17 protein-coding genes are annotated in these 15,945 nt (G+C 53.2%); 5 read left to right on the top strand and 12 right to left on the bottom strand.

Going from position 1 to position 15,945, the window contains the following annotated elements:
- Window positions 1-35: 35 nt before the first annotated feature.
- Entirely contained in the window at window positions 36-137 is a 102-nt protein-coding gene (pyrL, locus tag OGV77_RS11350) for a pyr operon leader peptide (RefSeq protein WP_003025819.1), read from the bottom strand.
- Between pyrL and OGV77_RS11345 the strand changes: the two genes are divergently transcribed.
- Window positions 117-239 (top strand): hypothetical protein, encoded by a 123-nt coding sequence (locus OGV77_RS11345; protein ID WP_085951582.1) that lies wholly within the window; start codon window positions 117-119, stop codon window positions 237-239. The genes pyrL and OGV77_RS11345 overlap by 21 nt on opposite strands.
- On the opposite strand, the gene OGV77_RS11340 is transcribed toward OGV77_RS11345, so the two are convergent.
- The 5 genes from OGV77_RS11340 to arcA form a co-directional block, all read right to left on the bottom strand.
- Entirely contained in the window at window positions 236-715 is a 480-nt protein-coding gene (locus OGV77_RS11340) for an arginine repressor (RefSeq protein WP_087051778.1), read from the bottom strand. The two genes, OGV77_RS11345 and OGV77_RS11340, sit on opposite strands and share 4 nt — an antisense overlap.
- A gap of 144 nt (window positions 716-859) precedes the next feature.
- The gene (locus tag OGV77_RS11335) at window positions 860-2,263 is read right to left on the bottom strand and encodes a YfcC family protein (protein WP_043018243.1); all 1,404 of its coding nucleotides are present in this window, start codon (window positions 2,261-2,263) and stop codon (window positions 860-862) included.
- A gap of 55 nt (window positions 2,264-2,318) precedes the next feature.
- Window positions 2,319-3,323: an ornithine carbamoyltransferase gene (gene argF / locus OGV77_RS11330; protein WP_047406573.1), complete on the bottom strand. Its 1,005-nt coding sequence runs from the start codon at window positions 3,321-3,323 to the stop codon at window positions 2,319-2,321.
- Between the two features lie 55 nt (window positions 3,324-3,378).
- Window positions 3,379-4,311: a carbamate kinase gene (gene arcC, locus OGV77_RS11325; RefSeq protein ID WP_043018245.1), complete on the bottom strand. Its 933-nt coding sequence runs from the start codon at window positions 4,309-4,311 to the stop codon at window positions 3,379-3,381.
- A gap of 9 nt (window positions 4,312-4,320) precedes the next feature.
- Window positions 4,321-5,541, bottom strand: a complete 1,221-nt coding sequence (gene arcA / locus OGV77_RS11320) for an arginine deiminase (protein WP_087051779.1) — start codon at window positions 5,539-5,541, stop codon at window positions 4,321-4,323.
- A gap of 672 nt (window positions 5,542-6,213) precedes the next feature.
- On the opposite strand from arcA, the gene OGV77_RS11315 reads away from it, so the two are divergent.
- The gene (locus OGV77_RS11315) at window positions 6,214-6,666 is read left to right on the top strand and encodes a YhcH/YjgK/YiaL family protein (RefSeq protein WP_043018247.1); all 453 of its coding nucleotides are present in this window, start codon (window positions 6,214-6,216) and stop codon (window positions 6,664-6,666) included.
- A 106-nt stretch (window positions 6,667-6,772) separates the two neighbouring features.
- Here OGV77_RS11315 and argF (OGV77_RS11310) read toward each other — a convergent pair whose 3' ends face one another.
- Window positions 6,773-7,777 carry an ornithine carbamoyltransferase gene (gene argF, locus OGV77_RS11310; protein WP_043018248.1) on the bottom strand — a complete coding sequence of 335 codons (1,005 nt, stop codon included), beginning with the start codon at window positions 7,775-7,777 and terminating at the stop codon, window positions 6,773-6,775.
- Window positions 7,747-7,842, bottom strand: coding sequence for a putative translational regulatory protein ArgL (gene argL / locus OGV77_RS24845; RefSeq protein ID WP_370867251.1), 96 nt, complete (start codon window positions 7,840-7,842; stop codon window positions 7,747-7,749). Before argL ends, argF (OGV77_RS11310) begins: the two co-directional genes overlap by 31 nt.
- 98 nt (window positions 7,843-7,940) lie before the next feature.
- On the opposite strand from argL, the gene rraB reads away from it, so the two are divergent.
- The 3 genes from rraB to OGV77_RS11295 all read left to right on the top strand — a co-directional run bounded on the left by rraB (window position 7,941) and on the right by OGV77_RS11295 (window position 10,172).
- A complete protein-coding gene (rraB, locus tag OGV77_RS11305) occupies window positions 7,941-8,366 on the top strand; it encodes a ribonuclease E inhibitor RraB (protein WP_003025845.1) in 426 nt (141 codons plus the stop codon).
- 51 nt (window positions 8,367-8,417) lie between these two features.
- The gene (gene miaE / locus OGV77_RS11300; protein ID WP_047406563.1) at window positions 8,418-9,176 is read left to right on the top strand and encodes a tRNA isopentenyl-2-thiomethyl-A-37 hydroxylase MiaE; all 759 of its coding nucleotides are present in this window, start codon (window positions 8,418-8,420) and stop codon (window positions 9,174-9,176) included.
- Between the two features lie 165 nt (window positions 9,177-9,341).
- The gene (locus OGV77_RS11295) at window positions 9,342-10,172 is read left to right on the top strand and encodes a topoisomerase II (RefSeq protein WP_075145278.1); all 831 of its coding nucleotides are present in this window, start codon (window positions 9,342-9,344) and stop codon (window positions 10,170-10,172) included.
- A 26-nt stretch (window positions 10,173-10,198) separates the two neighbouring features.
- Here OGV77_RS11295 and OGV77_RS11290 read toward each other — a convergent pair whose 3' ends face one another.
- From OGV77_RS11290 to pepA, 4 genes are all read right to left on the bottom strand, one after another.
- Window positions 10,199-10,702, bottom strand: a complete 504-nt coding sequence (locus OGV77_RS11290; protein ID WP_075145277.1) for a GNAT family N-acetyltransferase — start codon at window positions 10,700-10,702, stop codon at window positions 10,199-10,201.
- A gap of 219 nt (window positions 10,703-10,921) precedes the next feature.
- Entirely contained in the window at window positions 10,922-13,777 is a 2,856-nt protein-coding gene (locus OGV77_RS11285) for a valine--tRNA ligase (protein WP_087051780.1), read from the bottom strand.
- Window positions 13,777-14,220, bottom strand: coding sequence for a DNA polymerase III subunit chi (gene holC, locus OGV77_RS11280; protein ID WP_003025862.1), 444 nt, complete (start codon window positions 14,218-14,220; stop codon window positions 13,777-13,779). The genes OGV77_RS11285 and holC overlap by 1 nt, the downstream gene beginning before the upstream one ends.
- Window positions 14,221-14,317: 97 nt before the next feature.
- Window positions 14,318-15,829, bottom strand: coding sequence for a leucyl aminopeptidase (pepA, locus tag OGV77_RS11275; protein ID WP_003025870.1), 1,512 nt, complete (start codon window positions 15,827-15,829; stop codon window positions 14,318-14,320).
- Between the last annotated feature and the right edge of the window lie 116 nt (window positions 15,830-15,945).

The following is a 15,945-nucleotide window of genomic DNA, read 5'->3' as shown; positions in this document are numbered from 1 at the left end:
TTTATCTCCTGACGCCTGGGCAAAAAAAAAGCCCCTCAATTGAGGGGCTCGGAATGGGTGATCAACGGAAAGAAAAACGGCAGGCCAGCGTCCTTTTTCAGACGCGGTAAGACAAAATGTCGTACACACTGAACCATACATCCTCCCGGCAAATTGTCCGCGATTATACTCAGCTCCGTTATGGGATCAAGCGGAAAATGCACAATTTATTCACCGCAAACGGTTCTTATGAATTTTAATTCATTTTAAATAGATAGTTAATCTGTTTGTGCACTAGCCCCGTGCGCTGCACTACTCGCGGCGCAACCCAGACAATACTGCTGCCAGCGATGACCCCCAGAATCTCTGGTAACGCGTGGTAATCGAGGATTCTGGCAACGGCACGGCCATAACCTGCTGCCGTGTGAATGAGGATAAACTCGCTATTATGTTCCACGCTGACCACCATTTCAGCAACCGATCGGGCAGCATCGGGAGCGGGTCGTGATTGCGGATTTACAGAATAAATTTTTTGCCCTTTTGTATTTCTTATTTTTATAGCCCCGAGCAGTTTCAGCAGACGGGATACCGTTGACTGGCTAATTCCGGTAAAACCATGCTGTTGGAGATCGCGGCGAAGCGCTTCCTGGGACAGGTAGCTTTTTTCAGTAATCAGGCGCTGACAAATCGCCAGTTGTTTCTGCTCTTTGGTCGAGTAATCATCGAATTCCTTCATAAATACACCCTAAATTTATCATTTGTATCAATGTGATGGCGAAATTCACCACATTTGCAGTATCAATAACGGCTCAAACGGGCGGTTGTGCAGAAAAACGAGAGTGCGCTCAAAAAAGCCGTCGGGATCCGACGGCTAAAAGGACTACAACATCGCGCCGATACTCAGAACGGCCATGTTCAGTAACGTCAAAATGAGCAGGAGCGGGGCGACCCATTTCAGGTATCGCACGTAAGGAACGCGGGCGATGGCCAGCCCGCCCATCACAACTGCTGAGGTGGGCGTAATCAGATTCACAATGCCGGAAGCGGATTGATACGCGGTGACGACCAGATCCCTGGGGACATGCGCGAAGTCGGCCAGCGGGGCCATAATGGGCATGGTGAGGACCGCCAGACCCGAAGAGGAAGGGACCAGGAAGGAGAGCAAAACTTCCAGCCAGTAGGTCACATTGATGAAAATGGTGGTGGAAAGTCCGGAGACGACATTTTCCGCACTGTGCAGGATAGTATGGGTGATCATGCCGTTATCCATCACCACTACGATGCCACGTGCAATACCGATAATTAGCGCGACGCCAAGCAGGTCACGTGCCCCGTCAATGAATGTGCCAGTAAATTCCTCCTCACTCATACGGGCGATGACGCCGACGATAATCGCAGATGCCAGAAAAACCCCGGAAATTTCTGCCATCCACCAACCGAGCACCGCCACCCCATAGATCATAACCGCAAAGGCAGCGGCGAAAATCAGCAGGATCCATTTACGCGTTGTTGTGAATTCAAGATTGGTATTGGCGCGACTACCGAGAAAATGGACGCGGTTTTCCTCCATTTTATCTGCCACGATGGAGAGTTCAGGATGGCTGCGAACTTTCCGTGCATAGCGCATGACCCACACCACGCAGATAACATAGCCGACGACCAGCAGCAGAATGCGCATCAGCATTCCCTGGGTGAAGGGGATCCCGGCGGCGTTAGCCGCGATAACCGTTGCGAAAGGGTTGATTGTCGAGCCGAGTGTGCCAATGCCTGCGCCGAGCAGAACGGTAGCGGCGGCAACCAACGGATCAAAGCGTGCGGCCATCATTACCGGAACCAGCAATGTGTAGAATGGGAGTGATTCCTCCGCCATCCCGTAAATCGTACCTCCGGCGGCGAAAAGTCCCATCAGAATGGGGATCATCCACTCCTCTTTACCGTTCAACCTGACCGTCACGCGCTCGATACCTGCGTCGATGGCGCCTGTTTTATTTACTACGCCGAGAAACCCACCAATAATCAGGACAAACAACGCCACATCAATTGCGCCTGCGGTATAGGTTTCGTGGTTGTAAAGACCGTCAATCGGGGCCAGCAGTACAGCGGTAAAACCTTGCGGGTGCGCTTCTGTGGGGGCATAAGTCCCGGCAACCGGCACTTCTTTACCCAGGGTCGCATTCATCGCCATCTGGTATTTCCCTGCCGGGACTATCCAGGTCATAACCGCGACGAGCGCAATGAGAATAAACAGGATGGTATATGCACTGGGAAATTTGAATTTGCCCATGATGTTCTCCGGATAGCTTGGGCATATGCCGTCAGGCGACATATGCCCGCTGGGGTTAGTCGCCGAGGGTCGCTACCATTACCGCTTTAATGGTATGCATCCGGTTCTCTGCTTCGTCGAAGACGATTGAATGCGCTGATTCAAAAACCTCTTCCGTGACTTCAAGCCCTTTCAGGCCGTAGGCCATTTCAATTTCACGTCCAACTTTTGTGTGCTCGTTATGGAAGGCGGGCAGACAGTGCATAAATTTCACATTGGGGTTACCGGTTGCGTTGATGACCCGTTGGTTAATCTGATAGGGCGTCATCAGACTTACGCGTTCTGCCCAGGCTTCTTTGGGTTCGCCCATAGAGACCCAGACATCGGTGTAGAGGAAATCGACGTCGTATACGCCTTCCTCGACATCCTCTGTGAGCGTAATGCGCGCGCCCGTCACGCCGGCGATTTCACGGCATTCGGCAACCAGTTTTTCATCCGGCCAGAAGGATTTAGGGGCGACGAGGCGGATGTCCATCCCCATTTTCGCCGCGCCTACCATCAGCGAATTACCCATGTTATTGCGGGCGTCACCGAGGTAGGCGAAGCTCAGTTCAGGTAAGGTTTTGCCCGGCGCGTGTTCCAGCATGGTCATCAGATCCGCGAGGATCTGCGTAGGGTGAAATTCATTAGTCAGTCCATTCCATACCGGAACCCCGGCAAATTGCCCCAGTTCCTCGACAATGTCCTGACCGTATCCGCGGTACTCAATGCCGTCGTACATGCGGCCTAGCACGCGGGCGGTATCTTTCATCGATTCTTTGTGACCGATCTGCGATCCGCTTGGACCGAGATAGGTCACCTGTGCGCCCTGATCGAAAGCGCCGACTTCAAAGGCGCAGCGGGTGCGGGTTGAGGTTTTTTCGAAGATCAGCGCGATATTTTTACCCACCAGCGTCTGTCTTTCGCGCCCGGCCTTTTTTGCCGTTTTTAACTCGATAGCCAGATCGATCAGGTACTGGATTTCCGTCGGGGTGTAATCCAGCAGTTTGAGAAAATTGCGATTCTTCAGGTTAACAGTCATGAAAATGTCCTTATGTAGGCCGGATATGGCGCAGGCGCCGTCCGGCAAAAAAGCCCTAAGCGTTAGCGTCGGTGGTTTCGAGCCGAATGAGCGTGCCTTTGTCTCCGGCGAGGATGGCCGAACCGTCGGCCAATGAGCCGATGCCTGCTATTCCGTGACAGAGAGAGACAAATTCCGCGCAGGCGGTGACTTTGGGGCCCATTGAACCGGCGTCGAATTGCATTTCACCGAGTAGTTCCGGCGTAACCTGGGTCAGCGGGCGCTGAGTAGGTTTGCCCCAGTCGAGGTACACGGCATCAGCGTCAGTCAGGATCAGCAGCGCATCGGCGTTGATTTGGCTGGCGAGCAGGGCAGCGGAGAGATCTTTGTCGATCACCGCTTCAATACCGTGGTAGCCATCGGCTTTTTCCACCACCGGTACACCGCCGCCGCCGTTGCAGATAACCAAATGATCGCGGGCGATCAATGTGCGAATAGCGTCACTTTCAACGATACGTTTGGGTTGTGGAGAGGGCACAACGCGGCGGAACGCTTGACCATCAGCTTTGAAAACCCAGCCTTTTTCCGCCTGCAATGCGTTGGCCTGGGGGGCATCGTAAATCGGCCCGATATATTTAGTGGGATTGCTGAAAGCCGGATCGTGAGCATCGACTTCAACCTGAGTCAGCAGCACACTAATTTCACGCTGTGGAAGCTGGTTTTTCAGCGCCTGTTGCAGCATATAGCCAATCATTCCCTGACTTTCCGCGCCGAGAATGTCGAGCGGATAGGGGGTGACGCTGGCATACGCGCTGTTTTGCAACGCCAAAAGTCCAACCTGAGGGCCATTGCCGTGTACCAGGATCACGCGCCATTGCTGCGTGAGTTGAGCGATAGTTTTTGCTGCCAGCTCAATATTCTTGCGTTGGATGTCAGCTTCCAGCGGCTCGCCGCGTTTAAGTAATGCATTGCCGCCCAGAGCCACAACCAGGGTAGGTTTGTTTTCCATGACTTTTCCTTAAATACCGTCGCGTTCCAGTGGGCAGCTCATGCAGCGTGCGCCGCCGCGTCCGCGTCCAAGTTCGTCGCCAGGAATGGGTAAAACGGTGATGCCGGCTTTGTCGTATTTCTCGTTGGTCCAGATGTTGCGCTCGTAGCCTACGACCACACCGGGGCGAAGCGTCAGGACGTTGTTGGCGTCATTCCACTGTTCACGTTCGGCTTCGAAGGCGTCACCTCCGGTGGTGATCAGCCGAATTTGGTCGAGGCCCAGCGCTTTCTCGAGAGCATGGAGCAGCGTATTTTCCGGCGTCCTTTTCAGGCCGCCGCGCCCGTCAGGTGTCAGGGTCCAGCACTGCACATCAGGACGCACGACTTCCGGGTAGACGGAGAAGGTATCGATATCGATGTGGGTCATTACGGTATCGAGATGCATGCAGGAGCGATGTTTAGGCAGTTCGACCGCAATGACGCGTTCTGCCTGGCGATGGCTGAATAGCGACTGGGCAAGGAACTCGATTCCTTGCGGCGTTGTGCGTTCCGACATACCGATGAGAACCGCGCCGCGACCAATGACCAGCACATCTCCACCTTCTAATGTGGCGTGGTCGTAATTAATATTTTCATCGCCGAAATATTTAATAAATTCACCATCGGCAAATTGGGGGTGCCAACGGTAGATCGCCCTTAGGTTATTGGTTTCTCTTTGTCGCGCGGTTTTAGCCATTGGGTTAATGGACACACCGTTATATATCCAGCATGAGGTGTCGCGGGTAAATAAGTGGTTTGGTAATGGCTTCATAATGAAATCATTAATATCGTGAGTATCGACCACCATATTTTTGATTGAGGCAGGAATTTCTCCGTAGGTTAGCCCACCGCTTAAATGCCGGGCGAGTTCCCGATGCTGCATATCTGCAAGCCAGGCGCGAATATCCGTGGCGAAAGCGGGGCCAAGGCGATAATCAGAAATTTGTGTATCCAGTAGCCAGCTTTTGGCATCTGGGATATCCAGGGTTTGTGTCAATAAATCAGTGAGTAACAGAACCTCAATTCCCTGTTCACACAACGTGTTGGCGAATATGTCATGCTCTTCTCCTGCACGTTCTACCGAAAGAACATCATCAAAAAGCAGTTCCTGACAATTTGACGGCGTCAGCCTTTTTAGGCTGAGGTTAGGGCGGTGTAGCATCACGCTACGTAATTGACCGGTTTCAGAACCGACATAATGCTTTTCCATCATTATTCCTTTAATACTATTTTAAAAAATAAAGAGGAGATGCCTGCAAATAATATTTATCGCAGTCATGATTTTTCAGCTGATTTCAGAATCTATATTTAGATCTTATTTGATGAGGAAACGTGATTTATTTCACAGTCAGGTCGGTATTTGACTTTTGATGTTTAATTTATGATATGGCTCGGAGAATTAATAAAATAAAAATGCGAATAATTGAATTACTACGCGGGAATATGTCTTGTTATTTATTGGTGTTAATTTTATGTACACTTTTAGAGTGTTGCAATATAAGTAATATATTGATTTATTTGTACTTTTTTATGCATGGTGAATTATTATGCGAATATATGATTTTATTATTTTTGCGGTAAAGTTTATTTCAAAATAAATATGACGATGAAGAAGGATAACGAAGGAGAGGTGAACTGTGACCGGTAGCTGGTTTTTCTAATAAAGCTTTCAATAACAGTGGGTTACTGATGGAGTTGAAAAAGGGTAGCCGAAAGTTATGCAAAGTTTATGCATAACCTGTTGCTGAGAGTTAGCAATTATTTAACATCATCAGCGATAAACATGCGTTGACGCAAAATATCGGTAAATAGCAGTGGTATGGCAGAGCGTTTTTTCGTATAACAACTAAAATGAAACGATGTTTTAATTAAGGGGTTTGAGATGATTGTCGGCAATATTCACAACCTGGATGCCTGGCTGCCGGAAGAGCTGCGTCAGGCGATTGAACACATTAAAGCGCATGTGACGGATGCGACGGAAAAAGGTAAGCACGACATCGACGGCGATCGTCTGTTTTATCTGATTGCTGAAGATATGACGGAGCCGTTTGCGCAGCGCCGCGCCGAATATCACGCCCGCTATCTGGATATTCAGATCCTGCTCAAAGGCCAGGAAGGAATGACTTTCAGCACCCAGCCTGCAGGCGCGCCGGAAACTGACTGGCTGGCTGACAAAGATATCGCCTTCGTGGCGGAAGGGGTACAGGAGAAAACGGTCGTGCTGAATGAAGGTGATTTCGTGGTGTTCTATCCGGGCGAAGTGCATAAACCGCTGTGCGCGGTCGGTGCCCCAGCGATGGTACGCAAAGCCGTAGTGAAAATGCGGGTGGAATAAGCGTATTTGCCGGGGGCGGCTTCGCCTTGCCCGGCCTACGGGAGCGCGGTTGTAGGCCGGATAAGATGCTTAGCATCGCCATCCGGCATTCTTTTCATCCATGCTCTCACTTCACTAATGTCGCCACCATCACCGCTTTGATGGTGTGCATCCGGTTTTCCGCCTGATCAAATACGATGCTGGCGGGTGATTCGAAGACCTCATCGGTCACTTCCATACCGCCATGCAGACCATATTCCTGCGCCATTTGTTTGCCAAGCGTGGTTTGATCGTCATGAAACGCGGGCAGGCAGTGCAGGAACTTCACCTGCGGATTGCCGCTCAACGCCATCATCGCGCTATTAACCTGATACTTACGCAGTAGCGCAATACGTTCGGCCCACTTCTCTTTCGCTTCACCCATTGATACCCAAACGTCGGTATAGATAAAGTCCGCGTCTTTCACGCCCGTGGCGACATCTTCGGTCAGCGTAATATTGCCGCCGTTTTTCAGCGCTTGCGCTTTGCACTCCGCGACCAGGCTTTCTTGCGGCCAGCAGGCCTGCGGCGCGACCAGACGCAGATCCAGCCCAGTTAACGCGGCGGCTTCCAGCATGGAATTGCCCATGTTGTTGCGGGCATCGCCGGTGTAGACCAGCGTCATCTCATTAAACGCTTTCCCCGGCAGGTGTTCCTGCATTGTGAGCAAGTCGGCCAGCAGCTGGGTAGGGTGAAACTCGTTGGTTAATCCGTTCCATACCGGAACGCCGGCATATTCCGCCAGCGTCTCGACAATCTCCTGACCGTGTCCCCGATACTGAATACCGTCGTACATACGACCGAGCACGCGGGCGGTGTCTTTGATCGACTCTTTATGACCAATCTGACTGCCGCTCGATCCGAGATACGTTACGCGCGCGCCCTGATCGTATGCGGCAACTTCGAAAGAGCAACGGGTACGGGTTGAGTCTTTTTCGAAGATGAGCGCGATGTTCTTACCGGTGAGTTTAGCGACCTCAGTACCGTTTTTCTTCTCCGCCTTCAGCTGTGCGGCGAGCTTGAGCAGTGACGTGAGTTCAGAAGACGTGAAATCAAGCAGTTTCAAAAAATGTTTCTGATAAAACGTAGACATGGTTCCCTCACATGGCTTAGGCCATTTATTGAATTAAAATTCAATTTATATGGATGTTTATTCATTTGCAACCTTGTTTAACAAATCTTTCCTGGAAAGGTGGAGGCAATGTCAGCGGTATGTGACAATAAGAGTATCGGCAGGACATTATGAGGAACGAGCCATGGCAAACCCGGAACTACTGGAAGAACAGCGTGAAGAAACGCGCTTGATTATTGAAGAGCTACTCGAAGATGGCAGCGATCCAGACGCGCTGTACACCATTGAGCATCACCTTTCCGCAGATGACTTTGAAACCCTGGAAAAAGCGGCTGTAGAAGCCTTCAAGCTGGGTTATGAAGTGACCGAGCCGGAAGAGCTGGAAGTGGAAGAAGGCGACACGGTTATTTGCTGTGACATCCTGAGCGAATGTGCTCTGAATGCCGAGTTGATTGACGCTCAGGTTGAGCAACTGATGAACCTGGCTGAAAAATATGATGTGGAATACGACGGTTGGGGCACCTATTTTGAAGACCCGAACGGCGAAGAAGGTGAAGACGGCGACGATGAAGATCTCGTCGACGAAGATGATGACGGCGTGCGTCACTAAGTCATCTGCTGACCTACGGTGGCATTTGCTGCCGTAGGCCAAGGACTACGTATGGATTACCTGCAAATACTCTCCCCAATCCACAACTTCCTGCACTGTAAAACGCCTCAGGCCTGGCTTGATAAAGCGCGAGATCCGGCGAATCTTCCACTGTTACTGACCGATCATCTCGTCTGTGAGCTGAAAGCGGCGCAAACGGCCATGCTGCTGGTGCGTAAGTATGTCGCAGATAAACAGGGATCGCAGGCGCTGCTGGACTGGCTGAAACCCTATGAGGCGTATGCTTTCAGAGAAGGGGATGAACCGGATTTTATTGCGCTGAATAAACAGATAAGCAAAAGCGTGATGCCGCAAACCGACGACCCGTGGGGACGCAAGCTTATCGACAGTATGGTTTTGCTGATCAAAGAAGAGCTGCACCACTTCTGGCAGGTGCGTGAGGCGATGATGAGCCGCAACATTCCCTACGTCAAAATTACCGCCAGCCGTTATGCCAAAGGCATGCTCAAAGAGGTGCGCACCCACGAGCCACTAACGCTAATCGATAAACTGATTTGCGGGGCTTACATTGAGGCGCGTTCCTGTGAACGGTTCGCCGCGCTGGCGCCGTACCTGGATGAGGATTTACAGGCGTTTTATCTGTCGCTACTGCGATCCGAAGCGCGGCACTATCAGGACTATCTGGCGCTGGCGCAGCAGGTTTCGGCTGATGATATCAGTAGCCGGGTGCGGTTCTTTGGCGAAGTCGAAGCCGCGTTGATTACCTCTCCCGACGATGAATTCCGTTTTCACAGCGGCGTACCGGCTTAGCACCCTTCTGAGACGCGCGGTGCCTATCGCCGCGCGGTTTAATCCTTCCTGTTTCTGTTAGCAAAATCTGGTGGCTGGAAATCACTCGCTGCTGCCGTGATAATCAAAAGACGCGAAGGGGAAATATATCCCCATAACCGAGACGATTTGGCAAAAGGATGGTTAATGAACTGGGCACACGTATTGTTGGCAGGTTATATCGGGGCGGTGATTGCTATCGTCGTCGGCATGTTTCGCAAAAAAGGCTGGTTGGGCAAGATTTCCGGCGCGGTAATTTTTGTAGTGGCAATTATCGCGTGGAATCTGTTTGATGTGCACTACCTGATCCCCCGTGAAAGCCCGGATTATGGTCTGACTGAAGAGCAGCAGTTTGAAAAAGCGATGCTCTCTAATCCGGCGTTTCAGGTCATTAAGGAGCAGGAACCTGAACTGACACAAAAAATTATCAGCCAGGCAGCGCAGATGAAGAAAGCAGGGAGCAGTGAACAGCAGGTCATCGACGCGATACAGCCGCAAATTCTTCAGCTACAAATGGCAAGATTGCAGCAGGCGCCAGATGCCAACGTCATTGAATATATGAAAATTAACCTTGAGCAGATCGCTGCTGTGGCCAAAATAGGTGATGACGAATGCTTCCGCTTTCTGTTTCCGGCGGTAAAAGGTGGGATTAACCCGGCGCGTCTTGTTCCGCGTGAGATCATGGATCGTCGTATGGCGAGTGATATGAGCATGATGTATGCCTCACACGGCCCAAAAAAACATACGGTCACGGCAGAAGAGAAGCAGCTGGCGTTGCAGGATCTGCAAGCAATAAGCCCTGGGCTGGTACAGCGCTACGGGGATGATATTCAGATCATGGCCGATCCGACGAAAGCGATCGGCAAAGAGAAGATTGCTTGTGAGATAGTACAGGATCTCTGGTCACAGGTGCTGAAGCTGCCAACCGCTCGCGCGGCTGGCGTAATTCGCCTGATGCTTTCAACTGAGATGCAGTAAGGCCGACATGGCCCCTCGGCGTGAAGTCAGAGGGGCTTTAACATCCGCACTTCGCAATCCACGTGCCCGGTACAGCCGAGCGCTTCGCTGATATGCTCAAAGCCTAAATGTTCATACAGGCGGATAGCCTCGGTCAGAAACGCCGTGGTCTCCAGATAGCACTGCTTAAACCCCTGCTCGCGGGCGTGATCCAGCGCCATTAGCGCCAGCTTTTTCGCCAGCCCCTGACCGCGTGCGCTCGACAGAAAGTACATCTTTTGCAGCTCGCAAATGTCCGGTTCGCTACAGCCTAACGGCGCGACGCCGCCGCCGCCCACTACCTGACCATTCTGCTCAACCACCCAGTAGGCCGCGCCCGGCTGGCTGTAAACCTGGAACAGCTCATCCAGATTCGGATCGGCCACCGTGTAACCTTTATCGGCGGTCAGGCCGTGTTCGGCAGAGACCTCGCGGATGACGTGGGCAATAGCGGCGTTATCGTCGGCGGTAATGCGGCGTAGCGTCGCAGAAACAGGGGTAATGACACTCATAGCGAACTCATGACATAAACGTGGAACATATGCAGTTAATACCACTGCGGTGAGGGGAAGCGCAAGCGAGGATAATTCAATAAAAAGCCTCTGAGCGAGGACGCCAGAGGCTTTTTAATCGTCAGTAGTGTCGGATGCGCTACGCTTATCCGACCTACGTTGACGGTGCTGTAGGCCGGATAAGCGCAGCGCCATCCGGCAAACGTACAGGCACGATGATTACAGCGCGGCGATGACCGCCTGCTGCTCAATCAGCTTCGCTTTTGCTTCTGCGTAACCGTCCAGCTTCTCACGCTCTTTAGCGATGACCGCTTCCGGTGCGCGAGCGACAAACCCTTCGTTGGAAAGCTTGCCTTCGATACGGGCAATCTCACCTTCGATTTTCGTCACTTCTTTCGCCAGACGCGCCAGTTCATCTTCTTTGTTGATGAGGCCCGCCATCGGGATCAGGAGCTCGGCGCCGTCGATGATTTTGGTCACCGAAACCGGACCTTTGTCATCGGCTGGCAGCACGGTGATGCTTTCCAGACGTGCCAGGTTCAGCAGGAAGCTGCGGTTGTCGTTCACACGACGCTCCGCATCGGAGCTCGCACCGCGCAGCAACAGCTCCAGCGGTTTGCCCGGTGCGATGTTCATTTCCGCACGGATGTTACGTACGGCAACGATCGCCTGTTTCAGCCATTCGGTATCAGCAAGCGCGGCTTCATCAACCTGTGCAGCGTTATATTCCGGGAACGGCTGCAGCATGATGGTATCTGCGGTGTTGCCGCAAATCACTTTCACGCGCTGCCAGATGGTCTCGGTGATGAACGGAATAATCGGGTGCGCCAGGCGCAGCAGACCTTCCAGCACGGTAACCAGTGTATTGCGGGTGCCGCGCAGTTCAGACTCGGAACCACCGGTCATTACTGGCTTGGTCAGTTCCAGATACCAGTCGCAGAACTGGTTCCAGGTGAACTCGTACAGGATGCCCGCGGCGATGTCGAAGCGGAAGTTATCCAGCGCTTCGCGGTACGCTTTAACGGTCTGGTTGAATTCAGCGAGGATCCAGCGGTCCGCCAGCGACAGGGTCATTTCGCCGCCGTTGAAGCCGCAATCATTTCCTTCGGTGTTCATCAGCACGAAGCGGCTGGCGTTCCACAGCTTGTTACAGAAGTTACGGTAACCTTCCAGACGCTTCATATCCCAGTTGATGTCGCGACCGGTAGAGGCCAGCGCCGCCAGGGTGAAACGCAGGGCGTCGGTACCGTGCGGCTCAATGCCGTCCGGGAACTGCTTCTCGGTACGTTTGGCAATCTTCTCTGCCAGCTGCGGCTGCATCATGTTGCCGGTACGCTTAGCAAGCAGGTCCGCCAGCGAGATACCGTCGACCATATCCAGCGGGTCAATCACGTTACCCTTGGATTTGGACATCTTCTGGCCTTCGTCGTCGCGGATAAGACCGGTCATGTAGACGGTCTTAAACGGCACCTGCGGCTTGCCGTTTTCATCTTTGATGAAGTGCATGGTCATCATGATCATGCGGGCAATCCAGAAGAAGATGATGTCGAAGCCGGAAACCATCACGCTGGTTGGGTGGAACTGACGCAGCGCGTCGGTGTTTTCCGGCCAGCCGAGGGTAGAGAAGGTCCACAGCGCGGAGGAGAACCAGGTATCGAGAACGTCTTCGTCCTGACGAAGCGCAACGTCGGCGCCGAGGTTGTTTTCCTGACGCACTTCGTCTTCGGTACGGCCAACGTAGACGTTGCCGTCGTTGTCATACCATGCCGGGATACGGTGACCCCACCACAGCTGACGAGAGATGCACCAGTCCTGAATATCACGCATCCAGGAGAAGTACATGTTTTCGTACTGTTTTGGTACGAACTGAATGTCGCCGTTCTCAACCGCTTCTACCGCCGGTTTCGCCAGCACGTCGGCACGGACGTACCACTGGTCGGTCAGCATCGGTTCGATAACTACGCCGCCACGGTCACCGTAAGGTACGGTCAGATCGTGCGGTTTAATTTCTTCCAGCAGGCCCAGCGCGTCAACGGCTGCGACGATCGCTTTACGCGCGGCAAAGCGTTCCAGCTTCTGGAATTCAGCCGGGATAGCGTTGGAGTAAACGTCAGACTCTTCGCCTTTGGTGTCGTACACTTCTGCGGTTTCGCGGATGTCGCCATCAAAGGTCAGAATGTTGATCATCGGCAGGCCGTGACGTTTCCCGACTTCGTAGTCGTTAAAGTCGTGCGCAGGCGTGATCTTCACGCAGCCGGTGCCTTTTTCCATATCGGCATGTTCATCGCCCACGATCGGAATACGGCGGTCAACCAGCGGCAGAATAACGAACTTGCCGATCAGATCTTTATAACGCGGATCTTCCGGGTTCACGGCCACGCCGGTATCGCCCAGAATAGTTTCCGGACGGGTGGTGGCGACGACCAGGTAATCTTTACCGTCTGCGGTTTTCGCGCCGTCGGCCAGCGGATAGCGGATGTGCCACATGGAGCCTTTAGACTCGCGGTTTTCCACTTCCAGGTCAGAGATGGCGGTGCGCAGTTTCGGGTCCCAGTTCACCAGGCGCTTGCCACGGTAAATCAGGTCTTCTTTGTACAGGCGAACGAAAACTTCTTTCACGGCATTGGAAAGGCCTTCGTCCATGGTGAAGCGCTCGCGCTCCCAGTCAACGGAGTTGCCGAGACGGCGCATCTGACGGGTAATGGTGCCGCCGGATTCCGCTTTCCACTGCCAGATTTTGTCGATAAACGCTTCGCGACCGTAGTCGTGACGGGTTTTACCTTCTTCAGCGGCAATCTTACGCTCAACCACCATCTGGGTGGCGATACCCGCGTGATCGGTACCGGCCTGCCACAGGGTGTTTTTGCCCTGCATGCGCTGGTAGCGGATCATGGTATCCATGATGGTTTGCTGGAAAGCATGACCCATATGCAAACTGCCGGTGACGTTCGGCGGCGGGATCATGATGCAGAAGGACTCTTTGCTTTCATCGCCGTTAGGTTTGAAATAGCCCTGCTTTTCCCAGTGCTCGTAAAGCGGCTGTTCGATATCTTGTGGGTTGTATGTCTTTTCCATTATTTCCAGGTTGCCGTATTCAGGTTAAAACCAGCCACGCGGTAAGCTTTGTAGCGATCGCGTGCCGATTGTTTCAAAGAATCTTCGTAAGGAACGAAGTCTATCACTTCTGTGAAAGCGGTGGCAAAATCTGCAAAGCCAACGCGCAAACTGATCAGCAGGTCGCGCGGGCTGCTGTTGCGTTTCTCCGGCCAGGCTATTTCTACCGGCGCGCCGCCTCTGGGGCCTTCACCCGCCAGATTATGCGGAACAAAGCTTTCTGCCGGTCTTGCCCAAAGGGCTTCATCCAGTCGAAGAGCCTGCTTTTCGTTTTCACAGGCGATCAGCACGCGCTTGCCAGCCCGCCAACGTTCTGCGGCAATTTCACACACCAGTTGCTCAACGGCGCTTAAGCCATCTTGTTGTGTGTCGTTGTCCAGAAGATAGAACGTCGCATTCTTCATATATGGGGCTTCTTGTGGTGGATTTAAATGCGTTGCCATGAGCACACCGTAGGCCGGATGGCGCTGCGCTTATCCGGCCTACGGGGCAATCTCAAACTTACTCTTCGCCGTTAAAACCGGCGCGATTGAGCAGGAACTGCGACAACAGCGCCACCGGACGACCGGTTGCGCCTTTGGCTTTCCCTGAACGCCATGCGGTACCGGCGATGTCCAGGTGCGCCCAGTTGTACTTACGGGTAAAGCGTGACAGGAAGCAGCCTGCGGTAATGGCTCCGCCAGGACGTCCGCCGATGTTCGCCATATCCGCAAAGTTGGACTCTAACTGCTCCTGGTATTCATCACCCAGCGGCAAACGCCACGCGCGGTCGCCAGCCTGCTCGGACGCGCCGATCAGCTCATGTGCCAGCGGATTGTGGTTCGACATCAGGCCGGTGATGTGATGGCCCAGCGCAATCACGCACGCGCCGGTCAGGGTTGCAACGTCAATCACCGCCTCTGGCTCAAAGCGCTCGACGTAAGTTAACACGTCGCACAGCACCAGACGGCCTTCGGCGTCGGTGTTGAGCACTTCAACGGTCTGCCCGGACATCGTGGTCAGTACATCGCCTGGGCGATACGCGCGGCCACCCGGCATGTTTTCGCAACCCGCCAGCACGCCGACGACGTTGATTGGCAACTGAAGCTCAGCCACCATGCGCATCACGCCGTATACCGCTGCAGCACCGCACATGTCGTACTTCATCTCATCCATGCCTTCGGCAGGTTTGATGGAGATACCACCGGAGTCGAAGGTTAACCCTTTACCGACCAGCACAATCGGACGCGCGTCTTCGGACGGATTACCTTTGTACTCGATGACCGACATCAGCGACTCGTTCTGCGAGCCGTGACCGACGGCCAGATAAGAGTGCATGCCCAGCTCTTTCATCTGCTGTTCGCCGATCACGCGGGTCACAACATTTTTGCTGTAGCTGTCTGCCAGCTGGCGCGCCTGAGAGGCCAGGTAGGCGGCGTTACAGATGTTCGGCGGCATGTTGCCGAGATCTTTTGCCGCTTTAATACCGGCGGCGATCGCCAGACCGTGCTGGATAGCACGCTCACCGCTGGTCAATTCGCGGCGGGTCGGTACGTTGAAGACCATTTTACGCAGCGGGCGACGCGGCTCGCTTTTGTTGGTCTTCAGTTGATCAAAGCTGTATAGCGTTTCCTGTGCCGTCTCAACGGCCTGGCGCACTTTCCAGTAGTTGTTGCGCCCTTTGACGTGCAGCTCAGTCAGGAAGCAGACGGCTTCCATTGAGCCAGTATCATTCAGCGTATTGATGGTTTTCTGAATGACCTGCTTGTACTGGCGCTCATCAAGTTCGCGCTCTTTGCCACACCCAATGAGGAGAATTCGCTCAGACAGAACGTTAGGAACATGGTGCAGCAACAGGGTTTGACCCGGTTTGCCTTCCAGTTCACCACGACGCAGCAGTGCGCTGATGTACCCGTCGCTGATCTTGTCGAGCTGCTCTGCAATCGGAGAGAGGCGGCGTGGTTCAAAGACACCCACGACGATGCACGCACTCCGCTGTTTCTCCGGGCTACCGCTTTTTACACTGAACTCCATGCACTACGCTCCTGAATCTTAAAGACAACGGCGGTGGCTACGGATAGAATTGCAAGCTTTCGTAACTCATACCCGCTGTTGCGGTGACTTCGTGTTAATCTTAACGTTATTACGGC

The sequence above is a fragment of the Citrobacter sp. Ce129 genome (assembly GCF_030334545.1).
Lineage (GTDB): Bacteria > Pseudomonadota > Gammaproteobacteria > Enterobacterales > Enterobacteriaceae > Citrobacter > Citrobacter europaeus.
The sequence above is the reverse complement of the archived record's forward strand: the minus strand, read 5'-3'. Positions and strand labels throughout refer to the sequence as shown.